We start from the raw sequence: 20,941 nt of genomic DNA, 5'->3' as shown, positions 1-20,941 counted from the left end.
GTTTTTCTTTTTATTTTTTTAATACATAGTAAGATTAATCTGTGTTATTGTTATGCTCATGGTGATCTTCTTGATTATCATTACTAGAAATGTTATCTTTTTCTATTAATTTTTTTTCTAAGTTAAATACATCAAAAAAAGTCCATTTGCTAGTCATATAGTAATATTCGTCTTTATCTTTTTTGATTAATATGTCTTTGTCATTTTCTTCGTTTTTATTAAAGTAAACTTCAATATTGTTAACACTTTTATTGCTCCACTTGACTTCAATCTTGTATTGAAGTCTGTAGTCATCTATTTTAGATTTATCAATTTCAAGTCCATCAGCTTTAAATTCGGCAATAATATTTAAAGGCCTTTCTTTTGTTATTTTTTGGTTATTTAAAAAATAAAGGCCATCTTTAGTGGTAATCTCATAGTCATTATTTATATTATTTTCATTTTCTTTGTTTAATTTTCTTATCATTTTAAATGATAAATTTTCTAATTTTGTGTTTTTTTCTTGAAATAATGCAGTATCTGAAAATGTATTATAAGAATTTCCTTTATACGATAAGAAAATATTTTTTGTTAAGTAAACATTTTCGTCACTACCTTTAATGTATGCTAATCTTGAATCGCCTTCTCCTGGTTTTCCAACAAAAATTTCTGTTAACAGTTTGTTGTTGTTGTCAAATAATTTAAAGCTTGGGTTTTCCTCAATTCCCAGTTCTTTGTGTTTTTTTTGATCTCTACTTACAAGTTTATTTTTTTGAAGTTCGTCTAATGCTTTGATTAGAGAATTGACTTTTTTATTATCAACGGGAATATTTTGTTTGTTGTATGTTAGCACCCAATCTTTGTCAAGTTTTGTTAGTGTTCCTTCAAATTCTGTTTCAATTTTAGAAATTAAATTTAAGTCAAAATCGAAAAATTTTTCTTCCAGGATCCTTGCTACTTTGTTTTCATTTGAAAAAATTATTCCCAATAAGAATGTAGATGTTAGCACTATTATTAAAAATATTTTTATTTTTTCTTTAGTGATTGAGAATATTTTTGGTTTTGTCATAAACACTCCTTTAATCTTAATTTGCTTTTCTTTTTCTGGTAAATCTAACAAGTCCAAATATTAATATTATTGTTGGAAGAATAATTAAGTTAACAATTATTAATGAAAATTTTGCATTGGCCATTTCGTTTGAAGAGCTTGTAAATTTTAATTTAGCCCGTACTTCTCTGGATTTAATATTAAAAAATTCTTCCTTTTGCATTAAATAATCTGAAATTCTTCCTGACAGTTCAAAGTTTGATGGAGATCCGTTGTACATATAATCACTAAATATCATGCTTGATCCTGTTAGGATTATTTTAGAATTTTTAGAATATTGTTCTTTATAAGGACTTTTAATTTTTCCTTCAATTGCATATCCTAGCATTTTGAGTTTATTCTCTTCAAAGTTATTTGGAACTTCAAATGCATTCAAAGATATGTTTGAAAGATTGGGTTCTTTTACTTGCCAAGATTGTTTGGAGCTTGCAAATAGAGGCAAAAATTTTACTTCCGTTTCATCTTTTTTTACAAGTTCTAATGAGCTGCTCCAAGGAATTGTAGCAGCATAAAAATTTTTTAGTAATGGTATGTCTTTTTTTACAATATTACTTTTGTCTATTAAAATCCATGGATAGTAAGTTTGGAAATCGCCACCTAAAAAGATTGTAGGTGCTCTTTTATCAAGAATAATATTATCGTTGTATTTTATGCCATAACTTTCAAATAGATCAAATAGTTTGGATTTAATAGGAGCTATGCCATATGGATTTTGGGGATTGTAGTCAATTGTGCTTGTTGCAACAAATATTTTCCCATCATTAACAATAAAATCGTCAATTTTTTTTACAATCTCTTCATCAATTTCTTTAGCACCAATAATGAATAATCCATTTATTTCTTTTCTTATGTCTTCTAATTTTTCAATTTTTAAATCTATTTCTTTTATTTCAATACCAAATGCTTTTCTCATTATTTCGGAAAAGTTTTTGTGCGCTTCTTTTAAAGTGCTGTCCCCAAAAGCAAGTCCTAAAACTTTTTTTGTATTGTTTATTAACTTGTCAAGTCCATTTGCAAGGTCATATTCCAAATTGCTAATTTCTGTTACAACCGGTATTATTTCTCTTTTTCCCTCGTAAATAATTTCAATTCCTGAGTATATTTTTAGTATTGAGAGTTGATTAATATCTCTTAAGTCGATTTGTTGAGAAGGAATGCCAATGTGCTCTAATGGCGTTGAAATTTTATCAGCATCAACTTCTTTATAAATTACCTTTCCTTTTGAAGCATCAGAAAAACTTATTAAAAAATTTTTTATTTGATTTGGAAAAGCAAAATAGTTTTCAAGGCTTCCTGAATTGTAATAGGTTATATATATTGTTTCATTTGCACTTGAAAACAAATTTTTTGTAACTTGAGATATTGTAAAAGCTTTGTGTTTTGTAAAGTCTATTTTAAAAATGAAAATAGATATATTGCAAAAAATTAAAAATATTATTGTAAGGTTTAAGGTTAGGTTTAAAACTTCATTTTCTTTGCTTTTCATAAGTTTATCTCCATTTTTTTAGTGTTATGCTGTATGTGCTTAGTATTAAAAATGTGATTGTGAATGTAATAAAATAAATAAAGTCTGATGAGTTTAGTACACCCATATTAAAATAGCCAAAGTGATTAGTTATTGAAATAAAATTAAGCATTTCTCCTATTATATTTTCTTTTCCAAAGATCATAACCAATTTTCCAGAAAATAGTATTAATATTAGTATAAATACGGTTAGAATATATGAGACTATTTGACTTTTTGTAATAGAGGAAATAAATGTTCCCATGCTTAGCACAGAGAGAGAATAAAGAATTATCCCTAGATATTGAAGCAATATTATTCCAAGATCAAATTCGCCCATGAAAATTGTCATTATTGTAAGAGGCAAGGTAAGTGAGAATAATATTAAGGTAAATATTTTGAGCGTAATAAATTTGCCTAAGACTATCTCTTGGGGGCTTATTGGTAGAGCATAAAGAAGTTCAATGCTTCCTGTTTTATGTTCTTCTGAGAACACTCCCATACTAAGTGCTGGCAACACTAACATCAAAATAATAGGCATTGAAGAGAAATAAGAGGTAAGAGATGCATTGTCTTTAATAAAAAATCCTGATAAAAAAATAAATGAAAAGTTTATGAATATTAAAAAAAATAGCATTACAACGTATGCAGTTGGAGTTCCAAATAGTATTTTTAGTTCTTTTTTAGAAAGCGATAAAGATTGCTTTAAATCTATTTTCATTTTTCTCTCTCCTTAGTTAATTTGCTAAATATCTTTTCAAGGCTTTCATGTTTTGGGATCATTGCTTTTAAGATTATATTATTTTTTACTATGTAGTTAAAAAGATCTTCTTCTGTTTTGCCTTGAGATAGTTTTAATGAAATTTTTAAGTCTTTCTCTTGTTCTTCAAGTTGCATTAATGTAAAAATATCATTTTTACTGTTGAAAAATTTTTTTTCATTTTCAGATTTTTTTAAAACTATTAATTCTATTTCAATCTCTTTAAGCTTATTTTTAATAATATTTTCTTTTGTGTCATCAGCAACAATTATTCCGTTGTTGACAATAATTATTCTTTTACAAATAGATTCTACTTCACTTAGTATGTGTGAAGAGAATAATATTGTACTTTCTTTTGCTAGTTCTTTTAAGAATTCTTTAAATTCAATTATTTGATTTGGATCAAGACCATTTGTTGGTTCATCGAGTATTACAAGTTTAGGACTATTTATTAAAGCACCAGCTATTCCTACTCTTTGTTTAAATCCTTTTGAAAGTTGAGAAATTAGCTTATCTTCAACTTCTTTTAATTTAAATATGGTTATTACCTTATCAATTTCTTTTTTAAATTTTTTAACACCCTTTATTTCTGATATAAACTTTAAATATTCTTTAACAGAAAGTTCTGGATAAAGAGCTAGTTTTTCAGGAACATATCCTATTTGTTGTAGTATTTCTTTTGAATGCTCTACAATGTCTTTTCCAAAAATTTTTACATTACCTTTGTTTGGATAATGAAATGATGTTAAGATTTTGATTAATGTTGACTTTCCCGCTCCGTTTGGACCAAGTATGCCAAGCACTTCGCCTTCTTCAACTTTAAAGCTAACATTAAATAGCGCTGTAAATGAACCATACATTTTAGTAACTTTTTCTACATTTATCATATACCCTCCTATTTAATAATAAAGTTATTTTTGTTTGCTTCAAGTCTCATTCCATCTTTTGTTAAAAAAATTTCTCCGTCCGGATATTCCAATTTTGCCTCCTTTAGTAAGTTTTCAAGATCTTTTCTTAATGTATATCTTTCGCTAAAATGAATAAGTCCCGTTTGTAAAACCTTTGCTTGCTTGACAATATTTGCGGCTCCACCAGCTGTTAAGTGAAGTTTTTTATCTGCTTCCTTTTTAAGCTCATTTTTAAATGTGCTCTCAATTATTACAAGGTTGAAGTTTTTGATTTGCTGTATGAGTTCTTTAAAATAACCAGTATCTGTAATGTAAGCAACTTTTAATCCTTTTTTAGATTTTCCAAGTATTTCTGATGGCTTTATAATTTTTCCGTTTATTAATATTTCTTTTCCATCTTGCAGGGTTTTTCTAATAGGTCCTTTAGGGATATTTAACTCTTCTGCTTTTTCTGTATTGAATTTACCAGGTTTATCTTTTTCTATGAATAAATATCCAACACATTCTATTGAATGTTTTAGTCTGGTATATTCAATTTTTTTTGTTTTATCTTCATATATTATTTTTTCGGTTTTATCTATGATTATTTCTTTATAAATTATTTCATAGTTTGTATATATTTTAAGCATGTCTATGTTATTTTTTGTATAGTTTTTTATTCCAACAGGTCCAGCAATTATTAATGGATCTTTTCTTGTTTCTCCACTTTGTGACATTAGCATTACTATTCCAAGTAGTCCTGTAATGTGATCAGCATGTAAGTGCGTAATACAAATCATTTTTATTTTTTGCCAAGATATTTTTTGTTTTCTTAAAGACATTTGAGTTCCTTCTCCACAATCGAATAAAAAATTGTCTCCATTGTATTCGATTAGTACGGATGACAAATATCTGTTATGGAGTGGCCTTGTTCCCCCAGTTCCTATAATGTTAATATTGAATCCCAAAGATTATTCTCCCGGTTTGTTTTGAAAGTATTAATTAATTTTAATTGTTTTGTCAAATCTTGCTTCACTTTTATTTTCTCTTTGGATAAGAATTATTTTAGCTTAACTTAAACATTATATTATTTTTTCATGAATTTAGAAATATTAAGAGATGGAATAGCTTGTAAGTATGGATTTAAAAATTTTGATTTTAAGAATGATGCAAAATATTATAATATTTTGCATATCTTTTGATATTATAATGATTTGGAATTTTGTCAATTTTTTCAATATTGTTAACTAATAAATTACATAAGTATGGTGCCATTGATATACCCCTTGTTCCAAAACCATTTAATATGAAAATATTTTTATGCTGGGGGTGTTCTCCTAAAAAAGGTTCTCTGTCAAGAGTAGAAGGCCTTATATGTGCTTTTTGATCAATGACTTTGCAGTTTAGATTTGTTATTTTTTTAAATTTTTTCAATAATTCTAATTTTGCCCATTCATTTGTAAGTGTATTCCAAGTGTTCCATTCGTAAGTGCCCCCAAGGTAAAATTTATTACCTTTTAAGTGAATTAAAGATGCGTGTCTATTGTAAACTTCTTTAAAATTTAATTTTTTGCATTCTAATATAATGATTTCGCCTTTTGCAGGCTCAAATGGAAGATAAGAAAAAAATCCTTTGAGTTTCTCTTTATATCCTTTTGCAAATATTAATTTTTCAAATTTGAAATTTTCTATTTTAAAAAAACTTTCTCCAAGTTTAATTTTATTTTCGTCGATATTTTTTTTTATGTATGAATTTTTTTTGATTAAGTATTTTTTAATATTTTTTATATAGATTTTTGTATTAATCCTAGCGCCTTTTATTAGCATTCCGCCGTTAGAGTCGTTTGAGAAATTATAAATTTTTCCATCTTTTATTTTCAAAATAAAGTTTGTCATGTTTTTATCATTTTCAAGTTTGGCAATCAGTTCATTTTTTTGGTTTTCAGTAGTAAAGGGCCTAAAGATATTTTTTTCTATAAAAAAGTTGGATTTAATGGTTTTTTCAATTTCTTGATAGTAGTTTTTTGCAAATTCAAAAATATGTGATTCTTTCCAAGCAATGTTCATTTTTCTACCCATAATAGGATTAATAAGTCCCCCAGCTATTATTGTTGCTTTTGTGTCTTCATCATCAAAAAGAATTACTTTTTTATTTCTTTTAAGCAGTTCGTAAGTGACGGTGCTTCCCGCTATTCCTCCCCCAATAACTGCAAATTCATAATGCATTATAAACTCCTTTTTAGATTTTGCTTATTTATAAATTTAGAGTATTTTTTGACTATAATGAAGTTTAATTAAAGATTTATTAGTCTTGTGCTTTTTAGAATTAAGTACAATTGTTTAGTTTTTATGTTTTCTTATCATTTAAAAACCTTTTATTTTTAATTATAATATATCATTATGTTTTTGTATAAGGGATGTTTTATGACTGGTAAAGAAGATGATAAGATTTGTGTTTCGCATGATAAATCATTGGAATTAATTTTAAAGAGTAGATCAATAGTGATTGCTGGTGAGATTACTAAGGATGTTTCTCGACTTTTTCAGGAAAAAATATTATTGTTAGAGTCCTTAGATTTTAAAAAGCCTATATTTGTGTACATTGATTCAGAAGGGGGCGATATTGATGCTGGATTTGCTATTTTCAATATGATTCGTTTTGTTAAGCCTAAAGTTTTTACAGTTGGAGTAGGGCTTGTTGCTAGCGCTGCCGCTTTAATTTTTTTGGCTGCAAAATTAGAAAATAGATTTTCACTGCCTTTTGCCAGGTATTTATTGCACCAACCTTTGAGTGGGTTTAAAGGAGTTGCCACAGACATTGAGATTTATGCTAATGAGTTAAATAAACTTAAAAAAGAACTTAATAATATTATTTCAAAAGAAACAGGTCAAAATATTTCTAAAATAGAAAAGGATACCGATAGGGATTTTTGGTTAGACAGTAGTGCTGCAAAAAAATATGGACTTGTATTTGAAGTTGTTGAAACAAAGTATCAACTTGAAGAGTTTATTTCTGCTTAGTGTTTTATTTTTTTCTTGTAATTTTGTAGATATAAATTTTAGTGTTTTGGAGCTTAAGGTTGCAAATTTTAATTTATCTAATAATTCTTCTCAAGAATTATTAGATTCTGCTTATAATATTCTCAATCAAAGTTTTGATTTAATAATTATTAAAAACCTTGAGAATAAAAATGTTCTTGATTTAATCAATAATAGAGTTTTATTTGGAACTTTCAAGAATGCTTATTTTATTGATCAAGGGAAAGGACTTTCTGTCAGCATTCTTTCTAAGCGCAAAATAAATATTAAAGTTTTAAGCGTAATACAAGATTATGACGACTTGAAATTAGGATTGCTTGTTGATTTTAATTTTAAGGGCAATCATTATGGTATTGTTATTTATAATTTAAGCAATGATTTTATTAAAAATCCTACTAGTTTGCAAATTAGTGAGCAAATTTTATATTTAAAAGCTCAAATAGATAAATTAATGTTTATTTTAGATGAATCTGAATTTATTATTTTTGATTTGTTAATCAAAAATGGATTTTTTAGCTTAATAAATGATTCAAACAATATTTCGATGTTAGCAAATAAAATTGATTTTAGAGTTTTTTCTAATTTTTTTGCTAGAGTTTCTTTATATTCATTTATGTTTGTAATTGCAGATTATTTGCATAGTCATTATGTTATTGAGAATTTTCCTCAAAAAATAGTTATCAGCTGAGTTTTTAGATTTGTATTCTTGTTTAACTTGACATCGTAATTATTATTATTTATTATATTATTCTATGCCGAAGTGGTGGAAGTGGTAGACACACAGGACTTAAAATCCTGAGGAGGAAGCTCCGTACCGGTTCAAGTCCGGTCTTCGGTATTTTTTATTTACATTTCTCAACTATTTTTTTATTTATAAGTAATCCCAATATAAATAATGTTGTTAAAGATGTAAAAGATGTAAAGCTGATTTTAAAATTTAATTTTAAAATGATTAATATCATTTGTAGAATTGATCCAAAAATTAGGCCTTTTGATAAATAAATAAAATTATTTAAGTGATTATCTATTATTTTTTTTATTATTAATATTGATGTAATTATTCCTATTGTTACAGCTATTGTAAAGATTGTAATAAGAACAATGTTAAATTTGGATATAATGAGTATTATTTCTTTATAAAAACCAAGTAGTAAAAGCATTCCAGATCCCGAGATTCCGGGCAAGATCATTGATGCTCCGCTTATTGTTCCAGAGGATATTAATAATAAGTAATATTTTATTGAGTTTTTGTCTTTAGGTATTGTACTTTGCAATTGTATATTAGATTCTTTGATTATTAAGAAAAGGACAATAATGGCCATACCGATGAAAAATAACAAATGCTTCAATATTTTTGTATTACTATTGATTTCTTTTATAGGTATTTCTGTTTTTAGTGTTAGCATATTCCCAAATGTTAATCCTATGAAAAATACTATTAATAATGCTTCTATTATTCCATTGTCAAAGGCATAGGTTTTAAATATTTTTGCAGTTAATAATATTGAGGTTAACATTCCTGTTGCCAAAATAGTTAAAAACATTAAATTTTTTTTAATTTCTGTGAGTTTTAAGATTTCTGAAATAGAATTTATTATTTTGTAATAAATTTTTAATATTAAAGCCAGCGTTCCCCCAGAAACTCCTGGGATTATGTTTGCAATTCCAAGTAAAATTCCCTTGATATAAATATTAAGCATTTCTATTTTTAGATTTTAATTGTTTTCAATTTAAATGCTTCATCTGTCATCACCCTCACCATTTATTGTTCCATTTTCATGTCGCTTTTGTATTTTTTTTAAATTTGTAAGGGCTACATCTTCAAGCGTAATGCCTAAATTATTGCTTAAAGTTGATAAGTACCATAAAACGTCCCCAAGCTCTTTTTTAATTGATATTAAATACTCATCGTCAATGATGTAATTTTTGTCTCTTCCTAATTTTTTTATTTTTTCAACAACTTCTCCAGTTTCACCAGCAAGACCAAGTGTTGTTAAAATTAATTCTTCTTTTTTATTTTTGTACTTAGCAGTTTTTTTTGCTTTTTCTTGGTATTCATTTAGTTCCATGTTGAGAGACAGTTTATTACAGTTTGTTATTATTTACAAGTCTAAACACGATTTATTTTTTTTATGTTTTTTATTATATTTGATTGATTAAGCGTGAAAGAATTTGAAGTATGAGTAAATTTTTTTTGTTATTTAAAGCAATTTTCTTTTTTTTAAAAATAATTTGTGTTTTTTCTTATCCAGAAATAAAAAATTTTTCAAGAAAAGATCCTATTTTTTCTGATCTTAAAATTAAAGTTTTAAAATATAATAAAAAACAGCATATTCCTTTGTTTTTTTACTTATATAAAGTTAAAAAAGGGGATACTTTTTTTAAAATTGCCAATAAAATAAATGGATGGCAGTCTGGCATTGCTACCGTTAATTTATTAGATTCTCCTTTTGTGAGTGTTGGGCAAGAGATTCTTATTCCTAGTAAAAAAGGAGTTTTTGTTTTTGATAGTAAAGATTATAGGTTTAATAATTTGCTTTTAGCAACAAGGGATCTCACTAAAGCTGAAAAAGTAAAAATTAAAAGAAATGACAGAGTTTATGAGTTTTATTTTTTTGATTTTGCCAAAAATCCAGATTTTGGACTTTTTTCAGGTACAGAGTTACTTTTTTTTTTAAATGCCAACTTTATTTTTCCTTTAAAAAAATTTATTGTTAGTTCTGATTTTGGATTTAGAAATGATCCTTTTACTGGTAATAAAAGTTTTCATACGGGAATAGATCTTGCAGCTCCAATGAATACGGAAGTATATTCTTCTTCTTCTGGAATAGTTATTGAAGCTGGATACAATGACCTTTATGGTAATTTTGTTGTAGTTGGCCACAAAAATAATATCAAATCTCTTTATGGGCATTTAAATTCATATTCTGTAAAGATAGGGGATTTTATTAAATCAGGTGAATTTCTTGGAAGGGTAGGACAAACTGGGCGTTCAACAGGGCCTCATTTGCACTTTGAAATATTAAAAAAAAATATTCCTATTAACCCTTTAAAGCTTTTAAAGTAAAGCTGAGTGTTACAGTCAGTTAAATATAATATTATTAAATTGTATTGATTATTAATAAATAATAATGTATAATTAATTGTTTGATAAAAATATTTTTACACTTTTGAACCATAGTTTTGAAAGAAAGTGTTTCATTTTAATATAATTATTGACGTTAAAAAATTTTTTGGTTTCAAAATTATACATTTAATTTAAAGCCATATTATTTTTTTGTATTGATTATAAATTAATAATTTAAAGTAAATCTTATTGATCAATGTGATATTCGATTATTTTATTATGTAAAGTTTTTCTTCCTATTTTTAATATTTCAGCGCATTTGCTTTTGTTATTTTTGGAATGAAAAAGCGTTTGTTTGATTATTTCTTTTTCAGCCTCTTTTAGACTAATTCCTATTGGTAGTGTTATTTTAAATATAAGATTTTCATTGTTCTTGATTTTTGCTGGCAAATCTTCTTTAGTGATTTGCTTGCCTTTTGATAATATTAATGCGCTTTCAAGTACATTTTTTAATTCTCTAATATTTCCTGGCCAATCGTAATAATAGAGAGCTTTCATTGCATCATTAGAAAGAGTTTTTTCTTTTCTATTGTTTTCCTTTGCGACATCTCTTATTAGTATGTTTGTTAAATGGGATATATCATCCTTTCTCTCTCTTAAAGGCGGTATGTTTATATTAATGATATTTAATCTATAAAATAAATCTTCTCTAAATTTTTCTTTTTTAATTTCCTCCTCAATATTTTTGTTTGTTGCAGCCAGAAGTCTAATGTCAACTTTAATTGTGGTTTCTCCTCCAACACGTTCAAAGGTTTTGTTTTGTAACACTCTTAAAAGTTTAACTTGAATTTCAGGCGAAATTTCTGCTATCTCATCAAGAAAAATTGTACCTTTATTTGCAAGTTCAAATCTACCTTTTTTTTGAGAAATTGCGCCAGTGAATGCTCCTTTTTCATGGCCAAAAAGTTCGCTTTCAAGTATGCTTTCAGAAAGTGCAGCGCAATTTACTTTTATAAATGGTTTATCATTTCTATTTGAAAGATCAAAAATAGCATCGGCTATTATTTCTTTGCCAACACCACTTTCGCCTGTTATAAGAACAGATGCATTTGATTTTGCTATTTTTATTACAAGTTCAAAAATTTTTTGCATTAATAGTGATTTTCCCATGATTTTTTCATAGTATTTTAAATCTTTTCTTATGAGAATATTTTCCAAATTGGCATTTTCATCATCGTTACTTTCTTTTTTATTTAAGGATCTTTTTATTATTAGTAAGAGTCTTTCAAGGTCTAGGGGTTTTGTTAAAAAATCATAAGCACCTTCTCTCATGGCATCTACAGCAGAATCAACTGTTCCATGGGCCGTTAAAATAATAAAAGGTATTTCTAAGTTTTTTTCTTTAACTATTTTGAGCAATTTTTCTCCAGATATTTGAGGCATTCTCAGGTCAGATATTATTACATCAATATTTTCATTTTCAATTGTTTCAAGAGCTTCTTCTCCGTCGCTAGCAGTGAAAACAAAATATCCCTCATCTTCAAGATAAGTAGCAATTCCTTCTCTAATATTCTTTTCATCATCAGCTACAAGTATTTTGCTCATTTTTAATACCCTTCAATTAAAATATTTTTTTTATTTAGTTTGGGAAGCGTAATTGTAAAAATAGTACCTTTGCCTTCTTTGCTTTCCACAAAAATTTCACCCCCAAGCTCTTTTATTATTTTATAAGAAATAGTAAGGCCTATTCCACTGCCTTTTTCTTTTGTGCTAAATTGAGGTTTAAATATTTCTTCTTTTACTTCATCTTTTATTCCGTTTCCATTATCTTTTATGTTGATATATATTTTATTGTCTTTTTCGAAAAGAAAAATTTCTATTTTTTTTATTTCTTTTTTTATTTCAAGCAGTGCTTCTCCTGCGTTTTTAATGATGTTTATAATAACTTGTTTTAATAGTTTCTCATCAATAAGGATATTGCTTATTTTGTTTAAATTAAGCAATAGTTTTATGTTTTTGTTTTCTAATTCTGGATTTAATAATTCACATACACTGTTTATTACTTGTTTAATGTCTTTTTCTTGTAGGTTGATTTTTATTGGTCTTACAGTTAATAGAAATTCTGTTACTATTTTATCTACTCTGTTTATTTCTTCTTTTATTACTTTGAAATAATTTTCAGCTTTATCATTTTTTATTTTTTGTTTTTTAATTTCCTTTTTTAGCAGTTGTAAATTTATATCGATTGCTCCAAGTGGGTTTTTGATTTCATGAGCAATATTTCTTGCATGTCTTGTAAAAGATGCTAAAGCCTCAACTCTTCTAAACAATTCCTCTTTCTTTTTTTTCTCTTTAATGTCTTCAATTAAAATAATGTTGCCTTCAAGTTTTTTTTCTTTTACATAAGGCATAAATGAAATTTTAATGTATATGTTATTTGAGATTGGAACTTCTAATCCTATTATTTTATCTTCTGTTCTAACTAGTTCTTTTATTAAATTTATTAAGATTGGAATTTGAATATCATCAAGAATCTCTATTTTTGATTTAGATGTTAAAGCTAAAATTTGGTATAACATCTTGTTTGAATAAATTATGTTGTTTTGTTTGTCAAGCACAATGATTCCTTCATTAATTGAAGCAAATATTCCGTCATATATTTCTATTTTTTTGTAAATTTGTTCAATAAATTTAGTTTTTTGTTCATTAGATAATTTGTTTAGTTTTGTTAGAGCTTTTTTGAAAAAATTATTCATATCTCTTCGTAATTTAGCATTAAGTTTTCTATTATTAATTTTTTATTTTGATTATAAGGGCGATATCTGTAAATATTTTTCAAATGTTCTGTGTATTTGAGATATTGATTAATATTTATCTTGTTTTCTAAAAAATCTTTTCTAATGTTAATTGAAAGTTCGTTTAAAAATATTTTAAAACTTTGATCATCTTTTATAAAGTCGATTTCTTCAAGATTAAATATGGATTTTTTTTCTTTTATTATATTTAAAATTTTTGTCAATTCTTTTTTTATTTTTTTGCTTTCTTCTTTGTAAAATGAAGCGAAATATTCCTCAATTGTTATATCTTTATCTATTAGAAAGCTTTCTTTGAACCTTTGAATTCCTAACTTTTTTTCTGGTTTTGTGAAATTGTAGATTCTAAGTCTTGAAAGTATTGTTTTAGGTATTTTGTTTTTATTTCTTGCTGCTAAGATAAAGTAAATATTTGAAGGAGGCTCTTCTAATATTTTTAAAAGTGAGTTGTGTACATTAAATGATAAATTTTCAATTTCGTTTATGTAGATTACCTTTGATTTTTCTTTTTCAGAAAAAATCCAAGTTTGAATTTTTTTTACATCATGAACATTAATACTATGATTTAGTTCTTTGTTTATATTTTCTATATTTTTTATAAGCTCATTTTTTATGTTTATATTATATTCTTTTTTATAATAAACAGAATTAATGTAGTTGATATTTTTCTCTATTTTTTTTAAATTTTTTTCATTACTGAAATAACATTTGGTAAAAATTACAGTTTTAATATATTCTAAGTATTTGTTTGCTATCTTATATGAATCTGCAGAAAGATGTGCTTTTGCTTCTATTGTATCCAGATTCGAGAAAATGAGCAAATTGGGGTTTGTTAAATTTTTTTCGTTTAATATTTTTTTTGCAAGCTCAATTGCGCTGATCTTTTTTGATGAAAACTTTTCTCCTAGTAAAAGAATTGCATTTGGCAATATTTTTTGATCATATGCGTTTATTATATCTTTGGCAATCTTTGGAAGTATTGTCATTATTGCCTCCTTACTTTGTTTTTGAGATTTTAAAGAGATAGTTTATTCCAGGGTTTAAATAATCAAGAAGCTTGCTTTCTTTTAGGAAATATTCAGGCTTAAATATTTGTTGTGATTGTATTATGTAGACCACAATTGCAATTATTCCAAAAGCCTCAAGTAGACCAAGTACTAACCCCAGTATTCTATTAAAGAACAATAATTTAAGTTGGCTTATTATTGATTCTATTAAGGCTTGTAGTATTAAAAATCCTATATGTATGACTAGAAAAAATACAAGTAGTGCTTGAATATAGGATAGTTCAATAATAGGTTCAACCAGTCTTCTAAACTCCTCAGTTTTTTTATAAAGCAGTAATATTAAAACAAAAACCTCAGCAAATCCGCTAATTTCTTTAATAAATCCTCTTAAAAATCCTCTAAATCCTAAAGATGTGAAAATTATTATTATTAGTATGTCTACTATTCCGGTTATTTTTACAGGATCGCTTGTTATCATTTAGATTTTGTCTCCTTAATATCTTTTATTAGTAATTGGGCTATTAAAGCTGAAGAATTCTTATTATTGAATTTTTTAATATTTGCTTTAAGAGTGTTGATTTTTTCTTTATCTTTTAAAGTTTCTTTTATAATTTTCAAAATATTTGCATTTAAAATTTCATCTTCATCTATATAAATGCAAGCATTCTGGGTTTTTAGTAGTTTTGCATTTTTAATTTGATCTCCCCTGGAGCCCTTTTTAAATGGAATCAAAATTGCACATGTGCAAGCATTTGCAAATTCCTTTATTGCTCCAGCTCCAGCTCTGCTTATTATTATATTGGAAAATTTAACTATACTTGCCATTTCTTCTGCGTTAAAAAATTGTCTTCTTATATAATTGTCTTCTCTTAGATCATTTAAGTTTTTCCCCGATTGATGGATAAAGTAGATTTCAGCATCCTTTTTAATACAGAGCGCAAGGTTGTTTAAAGCATTGGCGCCAAGAGATCCCCCAAGTATGCTAACAATTGGTTTGTTAGTGTTTTGAGTTAATTGCTTGATGATTTTGGGATTTGGAGTTAAAAATTCCTTTCTTATAGGAGATCCTGTGTGAATGATATTTTTGTGGTTTTTAAAGTATTTTTCACTTTCTTTAAAGCTTATGTATATTTTATTTGCGAATTTAGAGTTAATTTTTGTTGCAAGGCCAGGATCTAGATCCATTTCATGGGTTATTCTTTTTATTTTTAGCAAACTAGATGCAATAATTGTGGGAGTTGAGACAAATCCTCCAGTTGCATAGACAATCTGAGGTTTGTATTTTTTTAAAATGTAGAAGCTTTTTATTATTCCAAATATCACTTTAAAGAAGTCAGTAAAATTTTGAAAAGAAAAATAGCGCCTAAGTTTTCCGCATGGAATCGAAATAAATTTGATATTATTTTGTTCTTTTATTAATTTTTCTTCTATAGAATTTTTTTTGCCTATCCAAAAAAATTCAATTTCATTGTCTAATTCTTTTAATTTTTGTATTATAGATATTCCTGGAAATATGTGGCCTCCAGTCCCCCCCCCTGTAAAAAATATTATTTTTTTATTTGACATATGTTTATTTACCCATAAAAACAATAAATCACTTGTTTTATAATAGATTTTTTGTACATTTTATTTTAATAATATATTGTAATACAAATTATTTTAATAATATATTTCAATGCAAATATTGTCTTTGTGCTAAAAAATCGATTTAATCTTTAACATTGAATTTAATGAAATTTAAATTCAAAATGTATTTGTTAAAAAATTTTCAATCCGAACCCCTTCTTTTTTAAAAGCATTTCCTTTGATTGAATCTTTTATTATTAAGTGAATAGCTTTTGTTGTTTTTTCTAGGGCCTGTTCTATTTCGAATTTTTCCAAATATCCTATAAGCAAGCTAGTAAATAAATCTCCTGTCCCACTGAAATTTTGTTCTAATTTTTCTAAAAAAAACTCTGAGTATTCTTTGGTTTTAGGATTGTAGCAAATGTTTCCCAATAAATCTCCTTTTACAACGCTTGTAACAACTACTACACCTTTTGTATCAAGATTTAATATTGCTTTTATGATATCATCTTTGTTATTAAGTTGTGAGCTTTTGCTTAGCATTTCAAGCTCTGTAATATTGGGTGTTATTATGCTTGCATATTTAATGATTTTTCTAAATCCATTAATTATTTTATTATCAAATAGAGGATAAATTTTTCCATTGTCAGCAAATACAGGGTCAATTACAATTTTTTCAAATTTTATTAATTTAATTATTTTTTCTATTGTTATTTGTTGTTTTTCGCTTCCCAGAAATCCCGTATAGAGTATGTCAAAATTTTCATTTTGCTCTTTCCATATATTTATAAATTTTTCCAAATGATCAGTTAAATCTACTATTTCAAATTTTTTATAAGCTGTGGAAGCAGAAAGGACAGCTGTTACAAAAGGACACACTTGCATATTAAACGAAGAGATTACTGGTATACATATTGTAAGAGATGTTCTTCCTATGCTTGAAATATCATGCATTGCTAAAATTCTTTTCATTATTTTTCCCCTTATATTGGTTTTTATAATTTTCTATTCTTGAGTTTGCCTCAATTTCGATTGGACTTTCTCCATATTTTAAATACATGTTAAATCCAAGTCCTGCAATCATTGCTCCATTATCTGTGCAAAGATCAAGAGGAGGGTAGTAAGTTTGTATTTTAAGTTTATCTATTTTTTCTCTTAAGTATAAGTTACTTGCAACGCCGCCTGCTATTACCAATTTTTTGATTTGAGTATCTTTTATTGCTCTTTTTAGTGGGGTTATTAGATTTTCAAAGGCAGCTTTTTGAAAGCTTGCAGCTATATTATTTTTTGTTGTTGGATTATCTTTGTTTTTGAATTTTTCGAGTTGGTGTATGCAAGCTGTTTTTAGTCCAGAGTATGAAAAATCATACCAATTTTCTTTTTTTCTAAAGGTAGTAACTGGAAATTTAAATGTGTTTTCATCTCCATTTTTAGATATTTGTTCAATGTTTGGACCTCCTGGAAACCCCATATCATAATGTTTTGCTACTTTGTCAAAAGCTTCTCCACAAGAATCATCTAGAGTTCTTCCAAGTATTTCGACATCATCGAAATTTTTTTGTTTAGCAATTAATGTATGTCCACCGCTTAATAATAATGATATAAATGGATATTCTATTTTTGAGTGCATTAAAGGGGCATAAAGATGGCCTAAGATGTGGTCAATGCAAATAATAGGTTTTTTTAATGAAATTGCTAAACCTTTGGCAAAGTTTAATCCAACTATTAAAGAACCAATAAGTCCGGGTCTAGATGTTACAGCTATTAAGTCAATTTCAGATATTTTAGTATTTGCTTTTTTGAGTGCTTTTATACAAACAGACATAATAGCTTCAGTATGAAGTCTTGAGGCAATTTCAGGTACTACGCCGTAATATTTTTCATGTTCTTTTTGACTTAATTTTATATTGCTTAAAATATGAATGCCGTTTTCTACTACAGCTACGCAACAGTCGTCACAAGAGGTTTCTATTCCAAGTACTTTCATTTGATTGTTTCCTCGTAAAGATTTAATAAATTGTCAAATTCGAATTCTTGGTTTAAATTAGGTTCTTCTTTTTCGAGAACTTTTAATGTGTTTTTAGACCAAATATGTCCTATTACCTTTACTATTCCATGTTTTCTAGCAATATTTTTTGCTTTTTCAAGCTCTTTGAGCACTGCCTCTTCTGTATCTTTGCTGTCGAGAAATACGTCTCTTTTTTCTACTCTAACTCCAATTTCTTTACCTATTATTTCTGGTATGCTCCCCGCAATAGTTACGCTGTCAAAAAAATATCTGTCAATCTCTTTAAGCTTTATTAAAATGATTTTCATCAAATCTTTATTTGAGGTAATCAAACTACCCATGTGGTTATTCATTATTTTTGCATCAGGATACATTTTAAATGTTTTTTCAATTTTTTTGTGTATTTCTTCTTTTTTATCTTTTATGTTTATGTGAAATTTTTCTATTGCATTTCTATGTTTTGATTGCATTGGAAAATGTATTATTACTGTTTTGTTATTATTTTTTAGTTTTTTGTATAAACTCGTTGATTTTGGTAAAAATGGAATAATGGCATAATTTATTTCAAGATTAAGTTTTATAAATTGTTCTAACATAAATTCATCATAACCAACGTCGTCAATGATTAAGTAGAACTTAGGCTTGATTTTGGCTTTTTTATTTTCTTTGTTATTTTTTATTATTAAGCTGTCTTTTTGTATTTTTTGAAATCTATCTTTAAGTTGTGCATTTACAATTTTTGAATTGATGTTAAAATAGAAAAAATTTGTAAATGCTTGAGTTATTGCAATAACAATAGAAATTATAATAAAAATTACAATAATAAATTTGTTTTTTTTAATATAAAATATAAACATTCATGACCACTGACTTACAAGTAGATCAGAACATGTCATGAATGTCAATGTTAATTTATCTCTTCTTTTAGTTTTTTTAGAACTCTTTTTTCAATTTGTCTTACAGTTTCTGATGATATTCCAAGTTCTGTTGAAATATCTTTTAAGGTGCTTTTTTTAGGGCTATTGTCCAGGTTGTATCTTTTTTTGATTATGTATCTTTCCTTTTCAGTTAATTTTGTTTCAAGTATGTAATTCAAATGTTGTAAAGTTGAGTCTTGTTCAAGGGTAATTTCAGGGTTAAAAGAATTGTCCTCATATAGATTCAAGAGTGTTGAATTTTCAGATCCTTCTATCTCTTTATCCAGAGAATATTCTTTTTCAAGATAAGGAATAATTTTTATATATTGGGCAGGAGATAGATTAAATCTTTTCATTATTTCTTCTTTTTTGGGCGCTTTTTCTTCTTCTGTTAAATATTTGTTTATTTGCAGTATTAGATTTTCTTTTCTGTATGGGACTTTTACTAATCTAGTTTTAGTGTTTAATGCTCTTTGGAGCGATTGCTTGATCCAAAAAGATGCATAAGTTGAAAATTTAGTGTTTTTATTTGGGTCATATTTTTCAGCGGCTCTTATTAATCCTAAGTTGCCCTCTTGAATTAAGTCTTCAATTTTTAACCCTTTTCCCGCATATCTTTTTATTATTTTTAAAACAAGTCGCAAATTTGCGTTTATCATCTTATTTTTTGCTTTTGCGTTGCCTCTTTGTATTTGTCCTGCAAGTTGAATCTCTTCTTCGTGAGTAATTAGTTTATGTTCTCTTACCGATTTTAAATATATGTTTAAATCCTCATTGCTAAATATATTCATATAGTATATTTTTCTCCCCTTTTTTGAATATTATGACTAAGTTTTTAATACTTAACTTTCATGCAAAAATTGTGCCAATTTAGTTTAAAATCATTTTTAAATTAAATTGGATATAATTTTAAGGTGGAGTGTTTTAGAATTATTTATTTTTATCTAATTGATTGTAAATCAATTGGGCAATTCCAAAGCTTTGAGATTGTGCCATTTGTTTTGCTCTTTGTTCGTAAAGCATGTCTTCAAAAATCTCTTCTACTTGGCCTCCGCTTAGCAGATTTTGATCTTTGTTAAGAGTTTTTTTCATGCTGTCAAGCATTTGCTTGATAAATATAGCTTCAAAGTCTAAAGAGGCTTTTTTAAGTTCTTCGTTTTTTTGAAAGGATTTTTTTATTTTTATTGGATTTTTAAAATTATTTATTTGATTTTTAAATTTTAGATTTTGTAAATTAATTTTAGTTTCCATCAACTTCCTCCAAGATAAGTTCTCCATTTAATTTATTAATTTTTTGTGCAGCTTGAATTATTTGAATTAATTCTTTATTGCTAAGATTGTTGGAATTTTTCAATATGAATTCGTTTAATTTCATTGAATTTATTTGAATTGTTGTTTTATTGTTATTATTTAAAATATTTTGATCGTTTTTTTCAATAGAAAATGTAAACGTCCCTATTTTTGCATTTTCACTTGCTAGGATAATGCCATTTTTTTTGTCTATTAATATCTTAGGGGTAGTTTCTATTTCAATATTCTCAATCTCTTCTAATAGGCTTATGTTTTTTACTTCTATTTCTATTGTGCTATCTGATTTGATTTTGTTGTTGATTTTTTTAGAGGTCAATATTTTATGAATTCTATTTATTAGTGTATAATTTCCTTTTTTAAGAATTATATTATAACCGTAGTTAATATTTTGATTCTCATTTATTATTACACTATCTAGGGTGTATTCAGAAGTATGTCCATATCCTTTTAATTTGTTATTGTTCTTTATAATTCCTGATGCAATTGCTATTATTTCTTTCTCGTTATTTTTAAGATTTGTTTTTAAAAGTATTCCATTTGTTAAATCTTTTGAATCTAGTATTGATACAATGTAGGCTTTATGTTTTGAGCCTTTAATTGTATTACCTTTTATTTGAAGACTAACATTTACTAGTGCAATGTTTTTGCTTTCTATGTTATTAAGGCTTATTTCATCTATTGTATTGTTTTCTTCTAAAATTTTACTTATAAGGTCTTTTTGCTTTAGGGAGTCTCCTTTTTCGTGAAGACCCACTACTATTCCAGTACCCGTTAAAAAAATTGTGTTTGTGGGACAAATATCCGCAATTTCTGTTAATTTCACGCTTTCAGACAGGTTATTGTTAAATGATTGTTCTGCTTTTAGTCCTGTTGAAGTTTCGTTTGTTTGGGCCAATAGACTTGTAGCAAATGTAATTAACATTAACATTAGTTTGTTCATTTTTTAACCTATTTCTTTCATTTCTTTAATATCTA

General features: G+C 26.5%; 22 protein-coding genes and 1 tRNA gene. 4 read left to right on the top strand and 19 right to left on the bottom strand.

The features are described 5' to 3' along the window. Positions 1-34: 34 nt before the first annotated feature. The 6 genes from HNP63_RS00475 to HNP63_RS00450 all read right to left on the bottom strand — a co-directional run bounded on the left by HNP63_RS00475 (position 35) and on the right by HNP63_RS00450 (position 6,464). Positions 35-1,048, bottom strand: coding sequence for a DUF4340 domain-containing protein (locus HNP63_RS00475; protein WP_011601203.1), 1,014 nt, complete (start codon positions 1,046-1,048; stop codon positions 35-37). A 16-nt stretch (positions 1,049-1,064) separates the two neighbouring features. After that, positions 1,065-2,573, bottom strand: coding sequence for a GldG family protein (locus HNP63_RS00470; protein WP_048830707.1), 1,509 nt, complete (start codon positions 2,571-2,573; stop codon positions 1,065-1,067). Positions 2,574-2,577: 4 nt separating this feature from the next. Then, positions 2,578-3,312, bottom strand: coding sequence for an ABC transporter permease (locus HNP63_RS00465; protein ID WP_004789948.1), 735 nt, complete (start codon positions 3,310-3,312; stop codon positions 2,578-2,580). Continuing rightward, positions 3,309-4,238: an ABC transporter ATP-binding protein gene (locus HNP63_RS00460; protein ID WP_004789569.1), complete on the bottom strand. Its 930-nt coding sequence runs from the start codon at positions 4,236-4,238 to the stop codon at positions 3,309-3,311. The genes HNP63_RS00465 and HNP63_RS00460 overlap by 4 nt, the downstream gene beginning before the upstream one ends. Before the next feature lie 8 nt (positions 4,239-4,246). Further along, positions 4,247-5,206, bottom strand: a complete 960-nt coding sequence (locus HNP63_RS00455; protein ID WP_004789535.1) for a ribonuclease Z — start codon at positions 5,204-5,206, stop codon at positions 4,247-4,249. A 190-nt stretch (positions 5,207-5,396) separates the two neighbouring features. Further along, positions 5,397-6,464 (bottom strand): NAD(P)/FAD-dependent oxidoreductase, encoded by a 1,068-nt coding sequence (locus tag HNP63_RS00450; protein WP_044052302.1) that lies wholly within the window; start codon positions 6,462-6,464, stop codon positions 5,397-5,399. Positions 6,465-6,662: 198 nt separating this feature from the next. Here HNP63_RS00450 and HNP63_RS00445 point away from each other — a divergent pair, with 198 nt between their 5' ends. From HNP63_RS00445 to HNP63_RS00435, 3 genes are all read left to right on the top strand, one after another. Then, positions 6,663-7,259, top strand: coding sequence for an ATP-dependent Clp protease proteolytic subunit (locus tag HNP63_RS00445; protein ID WP_004789720.1), 597 nt, complete (start codon positions 6,663-6,665; stop codon positions 7,257-7,259). A 46-nt stretch (positions 7,260-7,305) separates the two neighbouring features. Continuing rightward, the gene (locus tag HNP63_RS00440) at positions 7,306-7,965 is read left to right on the top strand and encodes a hypothetical protein (protein WP_014486418.1); all 660 of its coding nucleotides are present in this window, start codon (positions 7,306-7,308) and stop codon (positions 7,963-7,965) included. Between the two features lie 66 nt (positions 7,966-8,031). Next, a tRNA-Leu gene (locus HNP63_RS00435) sits at positions 8,032-8,115 on the top strand. Between the two features lie 4 nt (positions 8,116-8,119). Here the strand turns inward: HNP63_RS00435 and HNP63_RS00430 are convergent. Further along, the gene (locus tag HNP63_RS00430) at positions 8,120-8,977 is read right to left on the bottom strand and encodes a DUF368 domain-containing protein (protein ID WP_183226944.1); all 858 of its coding nucleotides are present in this window, start codon (positions 8,975-8,977) and stop codon (positions 8,120-8,122) included. Between the two features lie 39 nt (positions 8,978-9,016). Continuing rightward, positions 9,017-9,346 (bottom strand): nucleoside triphosphate pyrophosphohydrolase family protein, encoded by a 330-nt coding sequence (locus HNP63_RS00425; RefSeq protein ID WP_004789963.1) that lies wholly within the window; start codon positions 9,344-9,346, stop codon positions 9,017-9,019. 110 nt (positions 9,347-9,456) lie between these two features. Here HNP63_RS00425 and HNP63_RS00420 point away from each other — a divergent pair, with 110 nt between their 5' ends. Further along, the gene (locus tag HNP63_RS00420) at positions 9,457-10,344 is read left to right on the top strand and encodes a LysM peptidoglycan-binding domain-containing M23 family metallopeptidase (protein WP_011601208.1); all 888 of its coding nucleotides are present in this window, start codon (positions 9,457-9,459) and stop codon (positions 10,342-10,344) included. 246 nt (positions 10,345-10,590) lie between these two features. On the opposite strand, the gene HNP63_RS00415 is transcribed toward HNP63_RS00420, so the two are convergent. From HNP63_RS00415 to HNP63_RS00365, 11 genes are all read right to left on the bottom strand, one after another. Beyond that, positions 10,591-11,949 (bottom strand): sigma-54-dependent transcriptional regulator, encoded by a 1,359-nt coding sequence (locus HNP63_RS00415; RefSeq protein WP_004789503.1) that lies wholly within the window; start codon positions 11,947-11,949, stop codon positions 10,591-10,593. 2 nt (positions 11,950-11,951) lie between these two features. Continuing rightward, on the bottom strand, positions 11,952-13,100 hold the full coding sequence (locus HNP63_RS00410) for a two-component system sensor histidine kinase NtrB (RefSeq protein ID WP_183226942.1): 1,149 nt from the start codon (positions 13,098-13,100) through the stop codon (positions 11,952-11,954). Further along, positions 13,097-14,143 (bottom strand): DNA polymerase III delta subunit-related protein, encoded by a 1,047-nt coding sequence (locus tag HNP63_RS00405; protein ID WP_004789568.1) that lies wholly within the window; start codon positions 14,141-14,143, stop codon positions 13,097-13,099. The genes HNP63_RS00410 and HNP63_RS00405 overlap by 4 nt, the downstream gene beginning before the upstream one ends. Before the next feature lie 10 nt (positions 14,144-14,153). Next, positions 14,154-14,642 (bottom strand): CvpA family protein, encoded by a 489-nt coding sequence (locus HNP63_RS00400; protein WP_183226940.1) that lies wholly within the window; start codon positions 14,640-14,642, stop codon positions 14,154-14,156. Continuing rightward, entirely contained in the window at positions 14,639-15,730 is a 1,092-nt protein-coding gene (murG, locus tag HNP63_RS00395) for an undecaprenyldiphospho-muramoylpentapeptide beta-N-acetylglucosaminyltransferase (RefSeq protein ID WP_048830710.1), read from the bottom strand. The genes HNP63_RS00400 and murG overlap by 4 nt, the downstream gene beginning before the upstream one ends. Before the next feature lie 177 nt (positions 15,731-15,907). After that, entirely contained in the window at positions 15,908-16,702 is a 795-nt protein-coding gene (locus tag HNP63_RS00390; protein ID WP_048830711.1) for a PfkB family carbohydrate kinase, read from the bottom strand. Then, a complete protein-coding gene (gene tsaD, locus HNP63_RS00385) occupies positions 16,677-17,717 on the bottom strand; it encodes a tRNA (adenosine(37)-N6)-threonylcarbamoyltransferase complex transferase subunit TsaD (RefSeq protein ID WP_073999038.1) in 1,041 nt (346 codons plus the stop codon). The genes HNP63_RS00390 and tsaD overlap by 26 nt, the downstream gene beginning before the upstream one ends. Continuing rightward, positions 17,714-18,595, bottom strand: a complete 882-nt coding sequence (locus HNP63_RS00380; RefSeq protein ID WP_011601214.1) for a divergent polysaccharide deacetylase family protein — start codon at positions 18,593-18,595, stop codon at positions 17,714-17,716. The genes tsaD and HNP63_RS00380 overlap by 4 nt, the downstream gene beginning before the upstream one ends. Positions 18,596-18,645: 50 nt before the next feature. Then, positions 18,646-19,446: an RNA polymerase sigma factor RpoS gene (gene rpoS, locus HNP63_RS00375; RefSeq protein WP_183226938.1), complete on the bottom strand. Its 801-nt coding sequence runs from the start codon at positions 19,444-19,446 to the stop codon at positions 18,646-18,648. Positions 19,447-19,585: 139 nt separating this feature from the next. After that, complete coding sequence (locus HNP63_RS00370) at positions 19,586-19,906, bottom strand: rod-binding protein (protein ID WP_004789697.1); 321 nt, start codon at positions 19,904-19,906, stop codon at positions 19,586-19,588. After that, positions 19,896-20,906: a flagellar basal body P-ring protein FlgI gene (locus HNP63_RS00365; protein WP_048830713.1), complete on the bottom strand. Its 1,011-nt coding sequence runs from the start codon at positions 20,904-20,906 to the stop codon at positions 19,896-19,898. Before HNP63_RS00365 ends, HNP63_RS00370 begins: the two co-directional genes overlap by 11 nt. Positions 20,907-20,941: the final 35 nt, after the last annotated feature.

Source organism: Borreliella afzelii (genome assembly GCF_014202295.1).
GTDB classification, from domain to species: domain Bacteria; phylum Spirochaetota; class Spirochaetia; order Borreliales; family Borreliaceae; genus Borreliella; species Borreliella afzelii.
The sequence above is the reverse complement of the archived record's forward strand: the minus strand, read 5'-3'. Positions and strand labels throughout refer to the sequence as shown.